Source organism: Streptococcus sp. HMSC056C01 (genome assembly GCF_001811305.1).
Classification (GTDB): Bacteria; Bacillota; Bacilli; order Lactobacillales; family Streptococcaceae; genus Streptococcus.
Genome location: NZ_KV804181.1, coordinates 127,255 through 148,101, shown reverse-complemented (window position 1 = coordinate 148,101; position 20,847 = coordinate 127,255). Strand labels below are relative to the sequence as shown.

At 42.7% G+C, this 20,847-nt stretch carries 18 protein-coding genes; 16 read left to right on the top strand and 2 right to left on the bottom strand.

Going from position 1 to position 20,847, the window contains the following annotated elements:
• Positions 1 to 28 precede the first annotated feature (28 nt).
• The 9 genes from purM (at position 29) to purB (ending at position 8,933) form a co-directional block, all read left to right on the top strand.
• Complete coding sequence (gene purM, locus HMPREF2795_RS00745; RefSeq protein ID WP_075227944.1) at positions 29 to 1,051, top strand: phosphoribosylformylglycinamidine cyclo-ligase; 1,023 nt, start codon at positions 29 to 31, stop codon at positions 1,049 to 1,051.
• Positions 1,051 to 1,605, top strand: a complete 555-nt coding sequence (gene purN / locus HMPREF2795_RS00740) for a phosphoribosylglycinamide formyltransferase (RefSeq protein WP_075227943.1) — start codon at positions 1,051 to 1,053, stop codon at positions 1,603 to 1,605. The genes purM and purN overlap by 1 nt, the downstream gene beginning before the upstream one ends.
• A gap of 82 nt (positions 1,606 to 1,687) precedes the next feature.
• Positions 1,688 to 3,235 (top strand): bifunctional phosphoribosylaminoimidazolecarboxamide formyltransferase/IMP cyclohydrolase, encoded by a 1,548-nt coding sequence (purH, locus tag HMPREF2795_RS00735; protein WP_075227942.1) that lies wholly within the window; start codon positions 1,688 to 1,690, stop codon positions 3,233 to 3,235.
• Positions 3,236 to 3,356: 121 nt separating this feature from the next.
• On the top strand, positions 3,357 to 4,622 hold the full coding sequence (gene purD, locus HMPREF2795_RS00730; protein ID WP_075227941.1) for a phosphoribosylamine--glycine ligase: 1,266 nt from the start codon (positions 3,357 to 3,359) through the stop codon (positions 4,620 to 4,622).
• Between the two features lie 199 nt (positions 4,623 to 4,821).
• Entirely contained in the window at positions 4,822 to 5,313 is a 492-nt protein-coding gene (purE, locus tag HMPREF2795_RS00725) for a 5-(carboxyamino)imidazole ribonucleotide mutase (RefSeq protein WP_075227940.1), read from the top strand.
• Positions 5,300 to 6,391, top strand: coding sequence for a 5-(carboxyamino)imidazole ribonucleotide synthase (gene purK / locus HMPREF2795_RS00720; RefSeq protein WP_075227939.1), 1,092 nt, complete (start codon positions 5,300 to 5,302; stop codon positions 6,389 to 6,391). Before purE ends, purK begins: the two co-directional genes overlap by 14 nt.
• On the top strand, positions 6,392 to 7,342 hold the full coding sequence (locus HMPREF2795_RS00715; RefSeq protein WP_075227938.1) for a ketopantoate reductase family protein: 951 nt from the start codon (positions 6,392 to 6,394) through the stop codon (positions 7,340 to 7,342).
• Positions 7,343 to 7,351: 9 nt separating this feature from the next.
• The gene (locus HMPREF2795_RS00710; RefSeq protein WP_075227937.1) at positions 7,352 to 7,579 is read left to right on the top strand and encodes a phosphoribosylaminoimidazole carboxylase; all 228 of its coding nucleotides are present in this window, start codon (positions 7,352 to 7,354) and stop codon (positions 7,577 to 7,579) included.
• Between the two features lie 55 nt (positions 7,580 to 7,634).
• On the top strand, positions 7,635 to 8,933 hold the full coding sequence (purB, locus tag HMPREF2795_RS00705) for an adenylosuccinate lyase (RefSeq protein ID WP_075227936.1): 1,299 nt from the start codon (positions 7,635 to 7,637) through the stop codon (positions 8,931 to 8,933).
• Between the two features lie 46 nt (positions 8,934 to 8,979).
• Here the strand turns inward: purB and strH are convergent, their stop codons facing one another.
• Positions 8,980 to 12,807: an LPXTG-anchored beta-N-acetylhexosaminidase StrH gene (gene strH / locus HMPREF2795_RS00700; RefSeq protein WP_075227935.1), complete on the bottom strand. Its 3,828-nt coding sequence runs from the start codon at positions 12,805 to 12,807 to the stop codon at positions 8,980 to 8,982.
• A 271-nt stretch (positions 12,808 to 13,078) separates the two neighbouring features.
• A complete protein-coding gene (locus HMPREF2795_RS00695) occupies positions 13,079 to 13,795 on the bottom strand; it encodes a GntR family transcriptional regulator (protein WP_075227934.1) in 717 nt (238 codons plus the stop codon).
• 325 nt (positions 13,796 to 14,120) lie between these two features.
• Between HMPREF2795_RS00695 and HMPREF2795_RS00690 the strand changes: the two genes are divergently transcribed.
• The 7 genes from HMPREF2795_RS00690 to lacD form a co-directional block, all read left to right on the top strand.
• The gene (locus HMPREF2795_RS00690) at positions 14,121 to 15,908 is read left to right on the top strand and encodes a glycoside hydrolase family 35 protein (RefSeq protein ID WP_075227933.1); all 1,788 of its coding nucleotides are present in this window, start codon (positions 14,121 to 14,123) and stop codon (positions 15,906 to 15,908) included.
• Positions 15,905 to 16,381, top strand: coding sequence for a PTS sugar transporter subunit IIB (locus HMPREF2795_RS00685; RefSeq protein WP_075227932.1), 477 nt, complete (start codon positions 15,905 to 15,907; stop codon positions 16,379 to 16,381). Before HMPREF2795_RS00690 ends, HMPREF2795_RS00685 begins: the two co-directional genes overlap by 4 nt.
• Positions 16,382 to 16,407: 26 nt before the next feature.
• Entirely contained in the window at positions 16,408 to 17,313 is a 906-nt protein-coding gene (locus HMPREF2795_RS00680) for a PTS mannose/fructose/sorbose/N-acetylgalactosamine transporter subunit IIC (RefSeq protein WP_045762520.1), read from the top strand.
• Entirely contained in the window at positions 17,300 to 18,121 is an 822-nt protein-coding gene (locus HMPREF2795_RS00675) for a PTS system mannose/fructose/sorbose family transporter subunit IID (protein ID WP_045762521.1), read from the top strand. Before HMPREF2795_RS00680 ends, HMPREF2795_RS00675 begins: the two co-directional genes overlap by 14 nt.
• 3 nt (positions 18,122 to 18,124) lie before the next feature.
• Entirely contained in the window at positions 18,125 to 18,529 is a 405-nt protein-coding gene (locus HMPREF2795_RS00670) for a PTS sugar transporter subunit IIA (RefSeq protein WP_000167445.1), read from the top strand.
• A 219-nt stretch (positions 18,530 to 18,748) separates the two neighbouring features.
• Complete coding sequence (locus HMPREF2795_RS00665) at positions 18,749 to 19,918, top strand: SIS domain-containing protein (RefSeq protein ID WP_075227931.1); 1,170 nt, start codon at positions 18,749 to 18,751, stop codon at positions 19,916 to 19,918.
• Positions 19,919 to 19,928: 10 nt separating this feature from the next.
• The coding region (gene lacD, locus HMPREF2795_RS00660; RefSeq protein ID WP_075227930.1) for a tagatose-bisphosphate aldolase at positions 19,929 to 20,847 on the top strand (919 nt) is incomplete at its 3' end.

The window sequence follows — 20,847 nt, the reverse complement described above, 5'->3', positions numbered from 1 at the left end:
TTGAAGGAAAGGAAAAGGAAAAAAACAAATGACAAATAAAAATGCATACGCTCAATCAGGTGTGGATGTTGAAGCGGGTTATGAAGTTGTTGAACGTATCAAAAAACACGTTGCTCGTACGGAGCGTGCAGGTGTCATGGGAGCTCTTGGTGGTTTTGGTGGCATGTTCGACCTTTCAAAAACAGGTGTTAAAGAGCCAGTTTTGATCTCAGGTACTGACGGTGTCGGGACGAAGCTGATGCTTGCTATCAAGTATGACAAACACGATACCATCGGTCAAGACTGTGTGGCCATGTGTGTCAACGATATCATCGCTGCAGGAGCAGAGCCTCTTTACTTCTTGGACTATATCGCAACTGGTAAAAATGAACCAGCTAAACTAGAACAAGTCGTTGCTGGTGTGGCCGAAGGTTGTGTACAAGCCGGTGCAGCCCTTATCGGTGGTGAAACGGCTGAAATGCCTGGCATGTATGGCGAAGACGACTATGACTTGGCTGGTTTCGCAGTCGGTGTGGCTGAAAAATCTCAAATCATTGACGGTTCAAAAGTAGCAGCAGGTGATGTGATTTTGGGGCTTGCTTCAAGCGGTATCCACTCAAATGGTTACTCACTTGTTCGTCGTGTCTTTGCTGATTATACAGGTGAAGAAGTATTGCCTGAGTTGGAAGGTAAGAAACTCAAGGAAGTCCTACTCGAACCAACTCGTATCTACGTCAAAGCTGCTTTGCCACTCATCAAAGAAGAATTGGTCAACGGGATTGCCCACATCACAGGTGGTGGTTTCATCGAAAATGTACCACGTATGTTCGCGGATGACTTGGCTGCTGAAATTGACGAAAGCAAAGTCCCTGTTCTTCCAATTTTCAAAGCCCTTGAAAAATATGGCCAAATCAAACATGAAGAAATGTTTGAAATCTTCAACATGGGTATTGGTCTCATGCTTGCGGTTACACCAGAAAATGTTGAACGTGTCAAAGAACTTCTTGACGAACCTGTTTATGAAATTGGTCGTATTGTGAAGAAAGATGGCGCAAGTGTGGTGATAAAATAATGGCTAAAAAAATTGCTGTTTTTGCTTCTGGCAACGGTTCAAACTTTCAGGTGATTGCAGAACAGTTTCCAGTTGAGTTTGTATTTTCTGATCATCGAGATGCCTACGTCCTTGAGCGTGCAGAAAATCTTGGAGTTTTATCCTATGCCTTCGAACTCAAGGAGTTTGAGAATAAGACAGACTACGAAGGAGCCATTGTTGAGCTCTTAGATGAACACCAGATTGACTTGATTTGTCTTGCAGGTTACATGAAAATCGTCGGTCCAACCTTGTTAGCAGCTTATGAAGGCCGTATCATCAATATTCACCCAGCTTATCTCCCTGAATTTCCAGGCGCTCATGGTATTGAGGATGCTTGGAATGCAGGCGTTGACCAGTCTGGTGTGACCATTCATTGGGTGGATTCGGGCGTTGATACCGGTAAGGTCATCAAACAAGTCCATGTGCCGCGCCTTGAAGGGGATACCCTTGATACTTTCGAAGCTCGCATCCACGAAACAGAGTACAAACTTTATCCAGAGGTCTTGGATAGTTTGGGGGCTGCACGAAAATAAGGAAGCCCTCGAGCTGAAAGAAAATTTTCGACTGTAGCACTGTAGCAAAGAAAGAACTTTTTTAAAAAGGAAAAGAAAGAACATGACTAAACGAGCACTTATTTCAGTCTCAGATAAAGCGGGCATTGTTGAATTTGCCCAAGAACTTAAAAAACTTGGTTGGGATATCATCTCAACAGGTGGTACCAAAGTTGCCCTTGATAATGCTGGTGTTGATACCATTGCCATTGATGATGTGACTGGTTTCCCAGAAATGATGGACGGTCGTGTGAAGACCCTCCACCCAAATATCCACGGAGGGCTTCTCGCTCGTCGTGACTTGGATAGCCACTTGGAAGCGGCTAAGGACAACAAGATTGAGCTCATTGACCTTGTGGTGGTCAACCTTTACCCATTTAAGGAAACTATCCTTAAACCAGATGTGACTTATGCTGATGCAGTTGAAAATATCGATATTGGTGGGCCATCTATGCTTCGTTCAGCAGCGAAAAATCATGCCAGTGTTACAGTTGTGGTAGATCCTGCTGACTACGCTGTGGTTTTGGACGAATTGGCAGCAAACGGCGAAACCTCTTATGAAACTCGCCAACGTTTGGCAGCCAAAGTATTTCGTCACACAGCGGCTTATGACGCCTTGATTGCAGAATATTTCACAGCTCAAGTCGGTGAAGGCAAGCCTGAAAAACTCACTTTGACTTATGACCTCAAGCAACCAATGCGTTACGGTGAGAACCCTCAACAAGACGCAGACTTCTACCAAAAAGCCTTGCCAACAGACTACTCTATTGCATCTGCTAAACAGCTTAACGGTAAGGAATTGTCCTTCAACAATATCCGTGACGCTGATGCAGCGATCCGCATCATCCGTGACTTCAAAGATAGTCCAACCGTTGTGGCTCTCAAACACATGAACCCGTGCGGTATAGGTCAAGCTGATGATATCGAAACTGCTTGGGACTACGCTTATGAGTCTGACCCAGTTTCTATCTTCGGTGGTATTGTCGTTCTCAACCGTGAAGTGGACGCTGCGACAGCTCAAAAAATGCACGGCGTTTTCCTTGAAATCATCATTGCACCAAGCTATTCTGACGAAGCGCTTGAAATCTTGACAACCAAAAAGAAAAACTTGCGCATCCTTGCCTTGCCATTTGATGCTCAAGATGCTAGTGAAGTGGAAGCAGAGTACACAGGCGTGGTCGGTGGCCTCCTCGTTCAAAATCAGGATGTTGTCAAAGAAAACCCAGCTGACTGGCAAGTGGTAACCAAACGCCAACCAACTGAGACAGAAGCGACTGCCCTTGAGTTTGCTTGGAAAGCTATCAAGTATGTCAAATCAAATGGAATCATCGTGACTAATGACCACATGACACTTGGCGTTGGCCCTGGTCAAACCAATCGTGTGGCTTCCGTCCGTATTGCTATTGACCAAGCTAAAGACCGTCTTGACGGCGCTGTCCTTGCTTCAGATGCCTTCTTCCCATTTGCGGATAATGTGGAAGAAATCGCCAAAGCTGGTATCAAGGCCATCATTCAACCAGGTGGGTCAGTACGTGACCAAGAGTCTATCGAAGCTGCTGATAAATACGGCTTGACTATGGTCTTCACAGGCGTGAGACATTTTAGACATTAAGAAAATAAAAGGGAAGAAAACAGTTTCTTTCCTTTTTTTGCTTTAAAAGCGAAACGAAACAAGATTAAAACGAACGTTTATGGTATAATATTAGTAAATAATTCGCAAAAGAGGTTGTAAGATGAAGCTGTTAGTTGTTGGTTCGGGTGGTCGTGAACATGCGATTGCTAAGAAGTTACTTGAATCAAAAAACGTTGAAAAAGTCTTTGTAGCTCCTGGGAATGACGGGATGACTCTAGATGGTCTGGAATTGGTAAATATCTCTATTTCCGAACATTCTGCCTTAATCGAGTTTGCAAAAGTCAATGATATCGCTTGGACCTTTATCGGTCCAGATGATGCCCTTGCAGCTGGAATTGTAGATGATTTCAATGCAGCAGGGCTTAAAGCTTTTGGTCCAACAAGATTAGCAGCAGAGCTGGAGTGGTCTAAGGATTTTGCCAAGGAAATCATGGTCAAGTACGGCGTTCCGACAGCAGCCTACGGCACATTCTCAGATTTCGAGGAAGCCAGGGTCTATATCGAAAAGCAGGGGGCACCAATCGTAGTTAAAGCAGATGGTTTGGCCCTTGGGAAAGGTGTCGTCGTTGCGGAGACAGTTGAGCAAGCCGTCGAAGCCGCTCATGAGATGCTTTTGGACAATAAATTTGGCGACTCTGGTGCGCGTGTGGTTATCGAGGAATTCCTTGACGGGGAGGAGTTCTCTCTCTTTGCCTTTGTCAATGAGGACAAGTTCTACATCATGCCAACAGCTCAGGACCATAAACGAGCCTACGATGGCGACAAGGGGCCTAACACTGGTGGGATGGGTGCATATGCGCCAGTTCCACACTTGCCACAGAGAGTGGTTGACACAGCAGTTGACACCATTGTCAAGCCAGTTCTCGAAGGGATGATTAAAGAAGGTCGTCCGTATCTTGGTGTCCTTTACGCAGGGCTTATCTTGACAGCTGATGGACCTAAGGTCATCGAGTTCAACGCTCGTTTCGGAGATCCTGAAACTCAGATTATCCTGCCTCGTTTGACATCTGACTTTGCGCAAAATATCACGGATATTTTGGATGGCAAAGAGCCAGCAATTACTTGGATGGATAAGGGTGTAACACTAGGCGTTGTTGTAGCCTCAAACGGCTACCCACTCGCTTATGAGAAAGGTGTCAAGCTTCCTACCAAGACAGAAGGCGACATCATCACTTATTATGCCGGAGCTAAATTTGCTGAAAATGGGGGAGACCTTCTTTCAAACGGAGGCCGTGTTTACATGCTGGTCACCACGGCTGATACCGTCAAAGACGGCCAAAACATTATCTACAGCCAACTCAACAAACAAAACACAGAAGGCCTCTTTTACCGAACAGATATTGGAAGTAAGGCTATAAAAGATTAACAGATACTAAATTTGTCAATGGCGAGTGAAAGCGAGCCAAAGTAAGATAATGGTCGCCGTGGTGAAAAGACCAGAACAATTTCTGTTCTGGTCTAGGGAAAATTTGAGACTTGGGCTCAAATTTTAGGAATGAAACCGAGGGGTTGCTTCCGTCCTCACCACCTAAGACCATTATCAAAAAAGAAAAAAAGGGAAAATTATGACTAAACCAATTATTTCCATCATCATGGGCTCAAAATCCGACTGGGCAACTATGCAAAAAACCGCTGAAGTCCTAGACCGCTTCGGTGTAGCCTACGAAAAGAAAGTTGTCTCTGCCCACCGCACACCTGATCTTATGTTCCGCCATGCTGAAGAAGCTCGTAGCCGTGGCATCAAGATCATCATCGCAGGTGCTGGTGGCGCAGCCCATTTGCCAGGGATGGTAGCAGCCAAGACAACACTTCCAGTCATTGGTGTGCCAGTCAAATCACGTGCTCTTAGTGGTGTGGATTCGCTCTATTCGATTGTTCAGATGCCAGGTGGGGTTCCTGTAGCAACCATGGCTATCGGTGAAGCAGGTGCGACTAACGCTGCCCTCTTTGCCCTCCGTCTCCTCTCTGTAGAAGATAAGTCCATTGCGGACGCACTTGCTAACTTTGCCGAAGAACAAGGAAAAATCGCAGAGGAGTCTACAAATGAGCTCAACTAAAACTATTGGTATCATCGGTGGTGGTCAGCTAGGTCAGATGATGGCTATTTCTGCTATCTACATGGGACACAAGGTTATCGCGCTGGACCCTGCGGCAGATTGCCCGGCCTCTCGCGTGGCGGAGATTATCGTGGCTCCTTATAATGATGTGGACGCTCTTCGCCAGTTGGCGGAGCGTTGCGATGTCCTCACTTATGAGTTTGAAAATGTGGATGCCGACGGTTTGGATGCCGTTATCAAGGATGGTCAGCTTCCACAAGGGACAGACCTACTCCGAATCTCTCAAAATCGAATCTTTGAGAAGGACTTTCTTTCTAACAAGGCTCAAGTCACTGTGGCTCCTTACAAGGTTGTGAAATCTAGCCAAGACTTGGAAGATATCGACTTGTCGAAAAACTATGTCCTTAAGACGGCGACTGGTGGTTACGATGGTCATGGACAAAAGGTTATTCGTTCAGAAGCAGACTTGGAAGAAGCATACACTTTAGCGGACTCAGCAGACTGTGTCTTGGAAGAATTCGTCAACTTTGACTTGGAGATTTCAGTCATTGTATCTGGTAATGGCAAGGACGTGACAGTATTCCCAATTCAGGAAAATATCCACCGCAACAACATTCTTTCAAAAACCATTGTGCCTGCTCGCATTTCTGACAGTCTAGCTGAGAAAGCTAAAGCCATGGCTGTGAAGATTGCTGAACAACTCAATCTTTCTGGTACGCTCTGTGTGGAAATGTTTGCGACAGCTGATGACATCATCGTCAACGAAATTGCACCACGCCCCCACAATTCAGGGCACTATTCGATTGAAGCCTGTGACTTTTCACAGTTTGATACCCATATTCTAGGCGTTCTCGGAGCACCATTGCCAGACATCAAACTACATGCACCAGCAGTCATGCTCAATGTTCTCGGCCAGCATGTCGAGGCTGCTGAAAAATATGTGACAGAAAATCCAAGCGCCCACCTCCATTTGTATGGTAAAATAGAAGCGAAGCACAACCGCAAAATGGGACATGTGACTTTGTTTAGTGATGAACCGGATAAGGTTGAGGAGTTTGGGAAAGGGATTGATTTTTAAGTGAAAATAGCGATTCTAGGACTCGGAGTGATCGGGACCACTTATGCCTACGCCTTTCAAAAAGCAGGCCATCAAGTGGAACACGTACTGAGAGATAGTAAGAAAAACAATGCACCGAAGGAGTTGTCAGTTGATCTGCTAGATGGTCGCTATCATTCCAAAGGTGAGAACAAGCATGATACTTATGAGGTTCATGTGGCAGAAGCTCATTCGGAATATGATTTTATTTTTCTCAGTGTGCGTCATGGACTTGTCAAAGAAGCTGTGGAAACCTTGCGAAAAAACAATATCAAAGGCACCCTTGTTTTCTTTTGTAATTTCTGGGATAATCGAAAAGAGGTCCAAGAGTGGGCAGGGGATTACAACTATATTTTGGCCTTTCCGACAGCGGGTGGTCATATGCAGGAGAACCATTTGGATGGTGTCTTGTTCGACCATTTAATGCTAGAAGGTGAGCAAAAAGCACACATTTCTAACTATGCTGATCTGACGGCTTTACTAGTTTCTGCAGATTTGAAGTGGGAAGTGCCTCATGATATGGTCGAGTGGATTTGGATTCACATGGCGATTAACGCAGGTGTCACTTCGACAGCTGCTCGCTCAGGAAATTTGGAAAATCCAGAAGAACTGGCTTTGAACTTGATGAATAGTTCATCGGAATTATCATTGGCCATCAAGGCCATTCGAGAAGCTTTGAAAGTCGTAGAAGCGCGTGGCGTGAATTTGAAACTTTACAAAGCAGAACTATTGCCATACAAAATTCCCGCTTGGATAGCCGGCAAGGCCATGAAAGTCATGTTTGCGAAAAATGAGCTGACCCGAAAAATTATGACTTTGCACAATGATAAACAGGACATCTTCTATTGTTGTCAAAGTGTTTATCAGACCGGTCAGGTGTTAGGTGTGAAGATGCCTATTCTGGAAGCAAATATGAAGGGCATTTCGATTTAGGAGTTTTTTATGATACAACTCATCGTCAACGCATTTGTTGAAAAAGAGAAGACCGGAGCAGTCGTCGAAGTCTTGTATGCTAGTAGTGATCACGAAAAGGTGAAAGCTAAGTATGAAGAGTTGCTTGCTCAATATCCTGAAAACTATCTAGCTATCTATGATGTCCCGCTGGATACGGATTTGAATACACTCAATCACTATCCATCTGTATGGATTGGGAAAGAAGAATTTGAATAAAGTGATTGCCGCTTGCTAACTGATGTGAAACATCAAAAGAAAGGAAAATAAAACAATGATCGAACGTTACTCTCGCCCTGAGATGGCGAACATTTGGACTGAAGAAAATAAATACCGTGCTTGGCTTGAGGTGGAAATCTTAGCTGACGAAGCATGGGCTGAGTTAGGGGAAATCCCTAAGGAAGATGTAGCTTTGATTCGTGAAAAAGCGGACTTTGACATCGACCGTATCTTGGAAATCGAGCAAGAGACTCGCCACGATGTGGTGGCTTTCACGCGTGCGGTTTCTGAGACTCTTGGTGAAGAGCGCAAGTGGGTTCACTATGGGTTGACTTCTACCGACGTGGTGGATACTGCCTACGGTTACCTCTACAAACAAGCCAACGACATCATCCGCAAGGACCTTGAAAACTTCCTCAACATCATTGCTGACAAAGCGAAAGAGCACAAGTTCACCATCATGATGGGGCGTACCCACGGTGTTCACGCTGAGCCTACAACTTTTGGTCTTAAATTGGCAACTTGGTACAGCGAAATGAAGCGCAACATCGAGCGTTTCGAGCATGCGGCTGCTGGTGTGGAAGCTGGTAAGATTTCTGGTGCGGTCGGTAACTTTGCTAACATCCCACCATTCGTTGAAAAATACGTCTGCGACAAATTGGGTATCCGTGCCCAAGAAATCTCTACACAGGTTCTTCCTCGTGACCTTCACGCTGAGTACTTTGCAGTTCTTGCTAGCATCGCAACTTCTATCGAGCGTATGGCGACTGAGATTCGTGGTCTTCAAAAATCAGAACAACGTGAAGTAGAAGAGTTCTTTGCAAAGGGTCAAAAAGGTTCTTCAGCTATGCCTCACAAACGTAACCCAATCGGTTCTGAAAACATGACAGGTCTTGCGCGTGTGATCCGTGGTCACATGGTAACAGCTTATGAAAATGTATCACTCTGGCACGAGCGTGATATCTCTCACTCATCAGCTGAGCGGATCATTGCACCAGATACAACCATCTTGATTGACTACATGCTCAACCGTTTCGGAAACATCGTTAAGAACTTGACAGTCTTCCCAGAAAACATGATCCGCAACATGAACTCTACATTTGGTCTTATCTTCAGTCAACGTGCGATGCTTACTTTGATTGAAAAAGGTATGACTCGTGAGCAAGCTTACGACCTTGTACAACCAAAGACAGCTCAATCTTGGGATAACCAAGTAGACTTCAAACCACTTCTTGAAGCAGATCCAGAAGTAACTTCACGTCTCACTCAAGAAGAAATCGACGAAATCTTCAACCCAACTTACTACACCAAACGAGTGGATGACATCTTCGAACGCATCGGTTTGGGTGACTAACAATAAAACAAAAAAGCGAGACTTTTGTCCCGCTTTTTATTTGTGCTTAATCTTTTTTCTTGCTAAGTCCGTAAGCTGTGAGAGCAGTCATAAGACCAGTAGCAATCAACCATTCTGAACCTTGGCTTCCTGTTTCAGGAAGTTTATTTTCTTTTGCTACAGGAGCTGGGCCTTGAGGAAGAGCTTTGTTTTCCTCAGCAGGAACAGATGCTGGAGCTGGTTCACTTGGAATTTCTAGTTTTGGTTTTTCTTCAGCGATAGCTGCTTGACCATGTTCATCACCGACGTGAGTGACAGGGTTGCCAACTTCGATTACTTGAGCGACTGGTTCTTGAGCGACAACACTAGTAACCAATGTTTTAACTTCAGATCCATCAACAGCAGTAGTCACAGAGTAGAAATGGCTACGACGACCGTTGACACCTGCAGTTACAACACGAGTTTCTCCCTTAGGCAATGCATCAGTTTCACGAGTGATGGTTGTAAATGGAATTTCTTCATCTTCGATGACTACACGAGGTTTATTTACAACAGGAGCTTGACCTTTTTCGTCTCCTACATGTGTCGCTAATGTTCCAACTTCGACAACTTGATTGACAGCTTCTTTCGTTACTTGTCTTTCAAGAACTGTTTCTGTTTGCTTGCCATTTTCAGTCACAACTGAAAGATAGATAGTCCGTTCACCTTTGACACCTTCAGTGATGACTTTCTCTTGTCCTGCTGGAAGGTTAGGATTTTCTTTCTTAACAATCTCAAACGGAATTTCTTCTGTCTTAACAAGAAGCTCTGGTCGGTTTTCAACTGTAGCAGCAGTTTCACTCTCATAGAGGCTTCCTGAGTGAGTTGCAGCTGGTTTGAGACCCAGTCTAGCAGCTTTGAGATTAGCTACAAGTGTGTCCAATTCAGCTTGTTTGTTACGATTGAGGTTGTAGTTAAGAGCATCTTTAGCAGCCTTGAGAGCGTCGAGGCTTTCTGTGCTGTATCCTTCTAAGTTTTCAGGGATTTGAGCAAGTTCTTCGCGTAGTGCTTTGTAGTCAGCACGGAAGTAGTCTTTGTTGTGGTCTGCAAAGGCAGTCATGAGTTCAAAGATTTCTTCTTCCTTGTATTCTGCGCTTGGTCTATCAGCCCAGATAGCTAACATACTACCAACAGTAGGTAGGTCAACTTCAGGATATTTAGTTGATGCTAACTGGTTAAATGGAGTTTTTTCAGTATTTTCAATAGCTTTCTTGAGGAAGCCACCGCCATCTTCTGGTTTTTGACCGAGAATGTAGTACCAGTCTCCATTCGTGTTTAGGAATTTATAACCTTTGCTTGCTAGATATTGAGGAGACGCAAGGTTGTAACCCCACCAGCCTTTAGACCAGTAAGAGATGATAACGTCTTTATCAAACTCAACATCATCCTTGTCTTCGTAGTAGAAGCCATCGTTAAAGGCCATTGGTTGAAGACCTTTTTCTTTAGCCATGGCAGCTAGGCTATTAGCGTACTCAGCAAATTTGCCGTAGAGACCATACCACTTGAGGTAGTACCAACCTTGAGCATTGGTAGCATCGTTAGCATACTCATCTGTACCATAGTTAAAGATTTTAGTCTTACCAGCAAAGAAGTCCATGTACTTGCCGATAAGGGCTTTTGTAAAGTTCATCGCTTCTTCGTTTTCAAGGTCCATAGTTGTTTTTGAAACCTTGTCAAAGTTGGCTTGAGGGTTTGCGATGCCTAATTTTTCCATAGCGACAAGCATAGCATCCATATGACCTGGGCTATTGATAGCTGGGATTAGTCCAATCCCTTTGTCCTTAGCATACTGGATAAGCTCAGTGATTTCAGCTTGGTTCAAAGTAGTTCCGTTAGGATCATCGTAGTAAGATTTTGTTCCTTCGATGATGGCCTTTTTCACATCGTCGCTTGCATAAGTCTTGCCATTTGCTGAGATACTCATATCATCAAGTAGGAAGCGAAGTCCATCATTTCCAAGGAGCAAGTGAAGGTCAGAGTAGCCGAGCTCACTAGCCTTGTCAACGATGCGTTTAAGTTGGTCAAGTGTGAAGTATTTACGTCCAGCATCGATAGAGATGACCTTGTTCTTAGCTAGTTTTTCAACTTCACGTTTAGCATCTTCTTCTTTTTGAGCTTCTGGAGTGAAGGTCAAGTTGCTAACAGCTTCTTGGAGTTTTGCGATCGCTTGGTCAATAGTATCTTGTTGAGCACGGCTGAGGTTGCTATCGAGAGCACGGATGGCTTTTTCAGCATCTTTAACGGCTGCAATACTTTCTTCTGTGTAGCGAGTAAGGTCTGTTGGAACTTCTTTCAGAGCTTGTTCAGCAGACTCGTAGTCAGCAGCGAAGTATTCAGCATTTGAGTTTGCGAATTGACGCATGAGTTTGAAGAGACGAGATGGAGAGTAGCGAGCAGATGGAGTATCAGCCCAAGCTGCTACCATACCACCAATAATAGGAACGTCAGCTCCTTCTGTTTTTGGTACAGAAGTGATCGGTGTGCTCTTAATGCCGTTCAATCCTTGATCAAGGTTGTACCAACCTTGTCCGTCAGCATTACGGCCGAGAACATAGTACCAAGCATCGTTAGTATTGAGGATTTCATGTCCTTTTTCAGCTAGTAACTTAGAAGAAGCGACATCGTAACCACCCCAGCCACCAGTCCACATAGAGACGATGATGTCCTTGTCAAAAGTACCAAAACTTGTATCGCTATTATAGTAGATACCGTCGTTGAAGGCCATAGGTTTTAGACCGTGAGATTTGACGATACGAGCTAGGTCATTTGCATAGGCGATGAATTTGTCATAACCCTTGTCTGGGAATCCATCTTCTGGATACCATTTATAGGCTTGAAGAACGCTCCATCCTTTGGCATCAGTAGCATCATTAGCGTACTCATCCAAACCGATGTTGAAGATTTCAGACTTACCAGCAAAGTAGCCGGCATACTTATCAATCAAAGCTTTTGTGAAGGCAACAGCTTTTTCATTGTCAAGGTCAACAGTACGCGCTGATTCTTTACCAAAATAGTTAAAGTTAGGCTTTTCAATACCCAATTCTTTCATAGCATTAAGGATAGCGTCCATGTGGCCAGGACTGTTAACAGATGGGATAAGTCCAATACCTTTATCCTTAGCATAGTTAATCAAGTCGGTCATTTGGCTTTCAGTTAGATGATTGCCGTTTGGATCGTTGTAGTAAGCATTGGTTCCATTTTCAACAGCGCGTTTGACATCATCGCTTGCATAAGTTTTGTCCCCTACAGTTAGAGACATGTCATCAAGCATAAAACGCAAGCCATCATTTCCGACTAGGAGATGAAGATCAGTATAGCCATAGTGTTTGGCTTTGTCGATGATTTCTTTCAGTTGTTCAGGAGAGAAGTATTTACGCCCTGCATCGATTGAAACAATTTTCTTTTTAGCCAGTTTTTCATTGACTTGAGCTGCTTTCTCTGTAGCGACTACAGGAGCCTCAACTGTAGCAACTTCTTTGTTTTCTACCTTTTCTGGTTCTGGCTGCTTAGCTTCTTCAGTTACTTCTGGTTTTGCTGGAGTTTCTTCAGTTGCAACAGTTTTTTCTACGACAGGTGCAGAAGTAGCTTCAACTTTTGGTGCTTCAGTGTTTGCTACAGGTGTCGCTGGAGCTGCAGGAGATACGGCTTCTGGTGTAGGACTGGTTTCAAGTTTTTCTTCGCTGGCCTGTGGAGACGATTCACCTGTAGCTTGGATAGTAGGTTGATTCTCTGTTGTAGTAGGTACGACTCCATCAGCGGCAACAGCTTGCGCATGAAAGGCAAAGCCGATCAAGACAGAAGCTGCTCCGATTGCGTATTTACGAATAGAGAAACGCTGTTTATTTTCTGGTTTCATTAAATAACCTCCTAATTTATTATTTTGGTAGCGTTTTCACAAACTGATTCCATTGTATTATCTGAAACTAGTAAAGTCAAGTATTTTAATAAAATACCTATAAAAAATATAAGAAGTTATTTAATTTGAACTAATTTTCAATTTTTACTCTGTTTTTAGTAAAATTTCTCCAAATTATAGTTTAAAGTCATTTGATATTTCCTACTAAAAGCTAGCGTGCTATAATGAAAAACAGAAAAGCCTGAAACGATTGTCTCAGACTTTTTAATGTTTAGTGATCGCGATCACATGAGATAAATTTAATCTTATAGAAATCAGAACGTTTGTAAGTTTCAATGTATTCCAACACTTGGCCAGTTGATTCAAGTTTAGTTGTCTTGGTTTGGAGAACAGTTGGGAACTGAGAGTCGATTCCTAGGATAGAAGCAGCATGTTCTGGAGTTGGAAATACAATGTCATTGATTTCTTCAAAATGCTCGTCATTCATGTGAATGTGGTAGTCCAATTTGAAACGATTATAGATAGAACTATAGTATTCAAGATTTGGATAGTTTGCATTGATGTATTGTTCAGGGATATAAGATGTGTGGTAGATATAAGTAACACCGTTAGATTCACGGATACGTTCGATTTTGTAATAAAATTGATCGCCACGCAATCCCAATTTTTCTAAGTAGTTAAGATCGTTACCGCGTTCAATAGAAAGAACAGTGACTTTATCGTCCTTGGTTTCAAAAATTTCTACATCAGAAAATTCTACGAGTTTGTGCTTGCGAGCGCGAGCCACAAAGGTTCCTTTTCCTTGTTGGCGGACAATATAACCGTCTTTAGCAAGGTCGTTTAAGGCGCGAACAACAGTGATTGAACTTACGTCATACATTGCAATCAACTCTGCTTCAGTGTAAAACTTGTCGCCACTTGCAAATTGACCTGAAATGATTTTATTTTTCAATTCATCTTTGATATATTGATACTTTGGAATTGCCATATTTTCACCTCATTTTTTCCTTCTCCATCTTCGATTTTACCATAAATAGTTTGAAAATGATAGTAAATAATGTAAAAAAATAAAATAATATTCTAAGCGATTGACTTACATATTATTTACGGTTATAAACTCATACATTTATGCTATCTAGATCGAAAATATTTAAGAAAAAAATTTTTTACAAGAATTTTAGAAAACAATTCAGTAAAAAAAAAGAAAAATTTTAAATAATTTTCGAAAAATCTATTGACAAGATGGATTCATTAGTTTATTATTTAATATAACAACAAATGAAAGCGCAAACGAAAAAGTATGGGGTGGTAAAATGACAAGGTTTAAAATTGAGGATGATTTTTACCTAGATGGGGAACCATTCAAAATTTTATCTGGTGCCATTCATTATTTTAGAATTCCTGAAGAAGACTGGTATCATTCATTGTATAATCTCAAGGCTTTAGGTTTTAACACTGTTGAAACCTACGTCGCTTGGAATTTGCATGAGTCAACTGAAGGAAACTTCAATTTTGAAGGCAATCTTGATATTGAAAAATTTCTTCAGACAGCTCAGGACTTAGGCTTGTATGCTATTGTTCGACCATCTCCCTTTATCTGTGCAGAGTGGGAATTCGGTGGTTTACCAGCTTGGCTTTTAAATAAAGACATGCGAATCCGTTCCTCTGATCCAGCCTTTATAGAAATGGTAGGACGCTACTATGATCATTTACTTCCACGTCTTGTTCCAAGATTGTTGGATAATGGTGGTAACATCCTCATGATGCAGGTTGAAAATGAGTACGGTTCATACGGTGAGGACAAAACCTACTTGCGTGAGATTCGCCGATTGATGGAAGAACGTTCAGTGACTTGTCCGCTCTTTACATCTGATGGTCCATGGCGAGCAACTCTGAAAGCTGGTACCTTGATTGAAGATGATCTCTTTGTGACAGGGAACTTTGGTTCAAAAGCAAACTTTAACTTCTCGCAAATGCAAGAGTTCTTTGATGAGTATGGCAAGAAATGGCCACTCATGTGTATGGAATTCTGGGATGGATGGTTTAACCGATGGAAAGAACCAGTCATCACGCGTGAGCCAGAGGAGTTAGCAGAAGCCGTACATGAGGTACTAGAGCAAGGCTCTATCAACCTTTACATGTTCCACGGTGGAACCAACTTTGGTTTTATGAATGGTTGTTCAGCTCGAGGAACTATTGATTTACCACAAGTAACATCTTATGATTATGACGCTCTCCTTAATGAAGCTGGGAATCCAACTGCTAAATACATGGCAGTTAAAGAAATGATGGCGACTTACTATCCTGAGTATCCACAATTAGAACCGCTTTACAAAGAGAGCATGGAAGTTGAAAACATTCCACTGGTTGAGAAAGTTTCTCTATTTGAAACCTTGGATAGCCTAACAAGTCCAACTAAAAGTCTCTATCCTAAGAAAATGGAAGAGTTGGGACAAAGCTACGGTTATCTACTCTATCGTACAGAAGCTAGTTGGGATGCAGAAGAAGAACGTATCCGTATCATTGACGGTCGAGACAGAGCTCAGCTATTTGTAGATGGTAAATGGGTCGCAACTCAATACCAGACAGAAATTGGTGAGGACATCTTCTATCAAGGAGAAAAGAAAGCGCTCTCTCGATTTGATGTCTTGGTAGAAAATATGGGGCGTGTCAATTACGGGCATAAGTTCCTAGCAGATACACAAAGAAAAGGGATTCGTACAGGTGTCTGCAAAGACCTACACTTCATGGTGAACTGGGAACACTATCCGCTTCCACTAGATAATCCTGAAAAGATTGATTTCTCAAAAGGATGGACAGAAGGACAACCTGCCTTTTACGCCTATGACTTTGAAGTTGAGGCTCCGAAGGACACCTACTTAGAACTATCTGAGTTTGGTAAAGGGATTGCCTATGTCAATGGCCATCATCTCGGACGTTTCTGGAATGTTGGTCCAACCTTATCGCTTTATATTCCGCACAGCTATCTCAAGGAAGGTGCTAACCGCATCATTATCTTTGAAACTGAAGGGGAGTATAAAGATCACATACACTTAACTCGTAAACCTACACTAAAACATATAAAGGGGGAAAATTTATGACAATTGTAGGATGCCGTATTGATGGACGTTTGATCCACGGACAAGTAGCAAACCTTTGGTCTGCTAAACTGAATGTTTCACGTATCATGGTCGTTGACAATGAAGTTGTTAACAACGATGTTGAAAAGAGCGGATTGAAACTTGCAACACCACCAGGTGTAAAACTTAGTATTTTGCCAGTTGAAAAAGCTGCAGCCAATATCCTTGCTGGAAAATATGATAGCCAACGTTTGTTTATCGTTGCTCGTAAACCAGACCGCTTCCTCGGTTTGGTAGAAGCAGGTGTGCCACTTGAAACTGTCAATGTCGGCAACATGTCTCAAACACCAGAAACACGTTCTATTACACGTTCTATCAACGTTGTAGATAAAGACGTGGAAGATTTCCACAAATTGGCGGAAAAAGGTGTTAAACTTACTGCTCAAATGGTTCCAAATGATCCAGTTTCAGACTTTTTGAGCTTATTAAAATAGGAAAAAATTTTTAGGAGGTCATTGTTATGATACAATGGTGGCAAATTTTACTTCTCACTTTGTACTCAGCTTATCAAATCTGTGATGAGTTGACGATCGTTTCTTCTGCAGGTTCCCCTGTATTCGCTGGTTTCATTACTGGTTTAGTCATGGGAGATTTGACAACTGGTTTGTTTATCGGTGGTAGCTTGCAGTTGTTTGTCCTTGGGGTAGGTACCTTCGGTGGTGCTTCTCGTATCGACGCAACTTCTGGTGCGGTTCTTGCGACTGCTTTCTCAGTTTCACAAGGTATTGAAACTGACCTTGCGATTACTACAATCGCTGTACCAGTAGCGGCACTTTTAACTTACTTCGACGTACTTGGTCGTATGACTACTACATTCTTCGCACACCGTATTGATGCTGCGATCGAACGCTTTGACTACAAAGGAATCGAACGTAACTACCTTCTTGGTGCGCTTCCATGGGCTGCTTCTCGTGCCCTTCCAGTATTCTTCGCCCTAGCTTTCGGTGGAGAATTCGTACAAGCAGTTGTAAACTTTGTTAAAGAATTCCAATGGGTTGCAGACGGTTTGACTCTTGCAGGTCGTATGCTTCCAGGTCTTGGATTCGCTATCTTGCTTCGTTACCTTCCAGTTAAACGTAACCTTCACTACCTTGCTATGGGATTCGGTTTGACAGCTATGTTGACTGTACTTTACTCATACGTAACAGGTCTTGGTGGAGCAGTTGCTGGTCTCATTGGCACTCTTCCTGCTGACGTTGCTGAAAAAATTGGCTTTGCCAACAACTTCAAAGGTTTGTCTATGATCGGTGTCTCTATCGTAGGTATCTTCCTTGCAGTTGTTCACTTCAAGAACAGCCAAAAAGTTGCTGTAGCAGCACCTTCTACACCATCAGAAAGTGGGGAAATTGAAGATGACGAATTCTAATTACAAATTAACAAAAGAAGATTTTAATCAAATTAACAAACGTAGCTTGTTCACTTTCCAATTGGGATGGAACTACGAACGTATGCAAGCATCAGGTTACCTTTACATGATCTTGCCACAATTGCGTAAAATGTATGGAGATGGAACTCCTGAGTTGAAAGAAATGATGAAAGTTCATACTCAATTCTTCAACACTTCACCATTCTTCCACACAATCATCGCTGGTTTTGACCTTGCCATGGAAGAAAAAGATGGCGTTGACTCAAAAGATGCGGTTAACGGTATCAAGACAGGTTTGATGGGACCATTCGCTCCTCTTGGAGATACTATCTTTGGTTCACTTGTACCTGCTATCATGGGATCTATCGCTGCAACAATGGCTATCGCTGGTCAACCTTGGGGTATCTTCCTTTGGATCGCAGTTGCAGTAGCGTATGACATCTTCCGTTGGAAACAGTTGGAATTTGCCTACAAAGAAGGGGTTAACCTTATCAACAACATGCAAAGCACTTTGACAGCTTTGATTGAAGCTGCATCTGTACTTGGTGTATTCATGATGGGTGCTCTTGTAGCAACAATGATCAACTTTGAAATTTCATACAAATTGCCAATCGGTGAAAAGATGATTGACTTCCAAGATATCTTGAACTCAATCTTCCCACGCTTGCTTCCAGCAATCTTCACAGCATTCATCTTCTGGTTGCTTGGTAAGAAAGGTATGAACTCAACTAAAGCAATCGGTATCATCATTGCTCTTGCAGTTGGACTTTCATTCATCGGTAAATTTGTACTTGGAATGGGCGCATAATTTATGACTAAATCATTGATTTTAGTGAGTCACGGTCGTTTCTGTGAAGAACTTAAAGGTAGCACAGAAATGATTATGGGTCCACAAGACAACATTCATGCGGTAGCTCTTCTTCCAGAAGATGGGCCAGAAGAATTTACTGCAAAATTTGAAGCTGCTGTCGAAGGTTTGGATGATTTCCTAGTCTTTGCAGACCTTCTTGGTGGAACACCATGTAACGTGGTGAGCCGTCTGATTATGGAAGGGCGCGACATTGAACTTTATGCAGGAATGAATCTTCCGATGGTTATTGAATTTATCAATGCAAGCCTAACAGGCATGGATGCAGATTATAAGAGTCGTGCTTCAGAAAGCATTGTCAAAGTTAATGATTTATTGGCAAGCTTCGACGACGATGAAGATGAATAATACTCTTCAAAAATCAAATTCAAACCACGTCAGCTTCGCCTTGCCGTACTCGAGTACAGCCTTCGGCTAGCTTCCTAGTTTGCTCTTTGATTTTCATTGAGTATAAGATGTGGTTGCGTTAAAACGTTAAATCATCTTATAGAAAATATACATGGGAATGGGAGCCGCTCCCATTCCCATGTTTTCAATCATGAAACAATATTAGATTAGAGGTTTTCAATGCTAGATTATACAAAAGAAGATTTGCTTGAGTTGGGGGCAGAAATCACAACTCGCGAAATTTACCAACAACCAGACGTTTGGAAAGATGCTTTTGAAGCTTATCAAGCACGACGTGATGAAATTGCAGCCTTCTTACAAGGAATTGCTGACAAACATGACTACATCAAAGTTATCCTGACTGGTGCTGGAACTTCTGCTTATGTAGGTGATACTCTTGTTCCTTACTTCAAGGAAGTTTATGATGAACGTAAATGGAATTTCAATGCTATCGCGACAACTGATATTGTAGCAAACCCACAAACTTATTTGAAAAAAGATGTGGCAACTGTTTTGGTATCATTCGCGCGTAGCGGGAACTCACCTGAGAGTGTGGCAACAGTTGACTTGGCAAAGGCTTTGGTTGATGAGCTTTATCAAGTGACCATCACATGTGCAGCTGAAGGGAAATTGGCTCTCCAAGCGCATGGTGATGACCGCAACCTCTTGCTCTTGCAACCAGCTGCTTCTAACGATGCTGGCTTTGCTATGACTTCAAGCTTCACTTCAATGATGTTGACAGCGCTCTTGGTATTTGATCCGACAGACTTTGCTGTTAAAGTTGAACGTTTCGACGTGCTATCTAGTTTAGCTCGCAAAGTTCTTGACAATGTGGCAGATGTCAAAGAGTTGGTTGACCTAGGCTTTAACCGAGTGATTTATCTAGGTGCGGGCCCATTCTTCGGACTTGCTCACGAAGCCCAGCTTAAAATTTTGGAATTGACTGCTGGTCAAGTCGCGACAATGTATGAAAGCCCAGTTGGCTTCCGTCACGGTCCAAAATCTCTTATCAACGAAGATACAGTCGTTTTGGTATTTGGTACTACAACAGATTATACTCGTAAGTACGATTTAGACTTGGTTCGCGAAGTTGCTGGCGACCAAATTGCTCGTCGAGTTGTTCTCTTGAGTGATCAAGCCTTTGGACTTGAAAATAATGTGAAGGAAGTAGCACTTGGATGCGGTGGGGTTCTGAATGATGTTTACCGTGTCTTCCCTTACATCGTTTATGGTCAGTTATTTGCTCTCTTGACTTCACTTAAAGTTGGTAACAGACCAGATACACCATCACCTACAGGTACAGTGAACCGTGTCGTTCAAGGCGTCATTATTCACGAATTTGAAAAATAAGGAGTTATTTATGAGTAAATTAACATTAAGCACAAATAAACTTGCTTGCATGCAAAAACTCTCAGACGAGAATGGTATCATCTCAGCTCTTGCTTTTGATCAACGTGGTGCTTTGAAACGCCTCATGGCTCAATACCAAACAGAAGAGCCAACAGTAGCACAAATGGAAGAACTTAAAGTATTGGTAGCGGATGAATTGACAAAATACGCTTCATCTATGCTTCTTGACCCTGAGTATGGACTTCCAGCTACAAAAGCTCTTGATCCAAAAGCTGGTCTTCTCCTTGCTTATGAAAAAACTGGATACGACACAACAAGTACAAAACGTTTGCCAGACTGCTTGGATGTTTGGTCTGCAAAACGTATCAAAGAACAAGGTGCAGATGCTGTTAAGTTCTTGCTTTACTATGATGTAGACAGCTCTGACGAACTCAACCAACAAAAACAAGCCTACATCGAACGTATTGGTTCTGAGTGTGTGGCAGAAGATATTCCATTCTTCCTTGAAATCTTAGCTTACGATGAAAAGATTGCTGATGCAGGTTCTGCTGAATACGCTAAAGTAAAACCACACAAGGTTATCGGTGCTATGAAGGTCTTCTCAGACCCACGCTTCAACATCGATGTCTTGAAAGTAGAAGTTCCAGTTAACGTGAAATACGTTGAAGGCTTTGGTGATGGAGAAATCGTTCATACACGTGAAGAAGCAGCTGCTTTCTTCAAAGCTCAGGACGAAGCTACTAACCTTCCATACATCTACTTGAGTGCAGGTGTATCCGCTAAGCTCTTCCAAGAAACTCTTGTATTTGCCCACGAATCAGGTGCAAACTTCAACGGTGTTCTTTGTGGACGTGCTACATGGGCTGGATCAGTTGAAGCTTACATCAAAGATGGTGAAGCAGCAGCTCGCGAATGGCTTCGTACAACTG

Coding starts and splice junctions, on each gene's coding strand:
- purK (WP_075227939.1), top strand. CDS start 5,300: ATGAGCTCAACTAAAACTATTGGTATCATCGGTGGTGGTCAGCTAGGT.
- strH (WP_075227935.1), bottom strand. CDS start 12,807: ATGAAACCAGAAAATAAACAGCGTTTCTCTATTCGTAAATACGCAATC.
- HMPREF2795_RS00695 (WP_075227934.1), bottom strand. CDS start 13,795: ATGGCAATTCCAAAGTATCAATATATCAAAGATGAATTGAAAAATAAA.
- HMPREF2795_RS00710 (WP_075227937.1), top strand. CDS start 7,352: ATGATACAACTCATCGTCAACGCATTTGTTGAAAAAGAGAAGACCGGA.
- HMPREF2795_RS00680 (WP_045762520.1), top strand. CDS start 16,408: ATGATACAATGGTGGCAAATTTTACTTCTCACTTTGTACTCAGCTTAT.
- purN (WP_075227943.1), top strand. CDS start 1,051: ATGGCTAAAAAAATTGCTGTTTTTGCTTCTGGCAACGGTTCAAACTTT.
- HMPREF2795_RS00675 (WP_045762521.1), top strand. CDS start 17,300: ATGACGAATTCTAATTACAAATTAACAAAAGAAGATTTTAATCAAATT.
- purM (WP_075227944.1), top strand. CDS start 29: ATGACAAATAAAAATGCATACGCTCAATCAGGTGTGGATGTTGAAGCG.
- HMPREF2795_RS00665 (WP_075227931.1), top strand. CDS start 18,749: ATGCTAGATTATACAAAAGAAGATTTGCTTGAGTTGGGGGCAGAAATC.
- HMPREF2795_RS00690 (WP_075227933.1), top strand. CDS start 14,121: ATGACAAGGTTTAAAATTGAGGATGATTTTTACCTAGATGGGGAACCA.
- purH (WP_075227942.1), top strand. CDS start 1,688: ATGACTAAACGAGCACTTATTTCAGTCTCAGATAAAGCGGGCATTGTT.
- HMPREF2795_RS00670 (WP_000167445.1), top strand. CDS start 18,125: ATGACTAAATCATTGATTTTAGTGAGTCACGGTCGTTTCTGTGAAGAA.
- purD (WP_075227941.1), top strand. CDS start 3,357: ATGAAGCTGTTAGTTGTTGGTTCGGGTGGTCGTGAACATGCGATTGCT.
- HMPREF2795_RS00685 (WP_075227932.1), top strand. CDS start 15,905: ATGACAATTGTAGGATGCCGTATTGATGGACGTTTGATCCACGGACAA.
- purB (WP_075227936.1), top strand. CDS start 7,635: ATGATCGAACGTTACTCTCGCCCTGAGATGGCGAACATTTGGACTGAA.
- purE (WP_075227940.1), top strand. CDS start 4,822: ATGACTAAACCAATTATTTCCATCATCATGGGCTCAAAATCCGACTGG.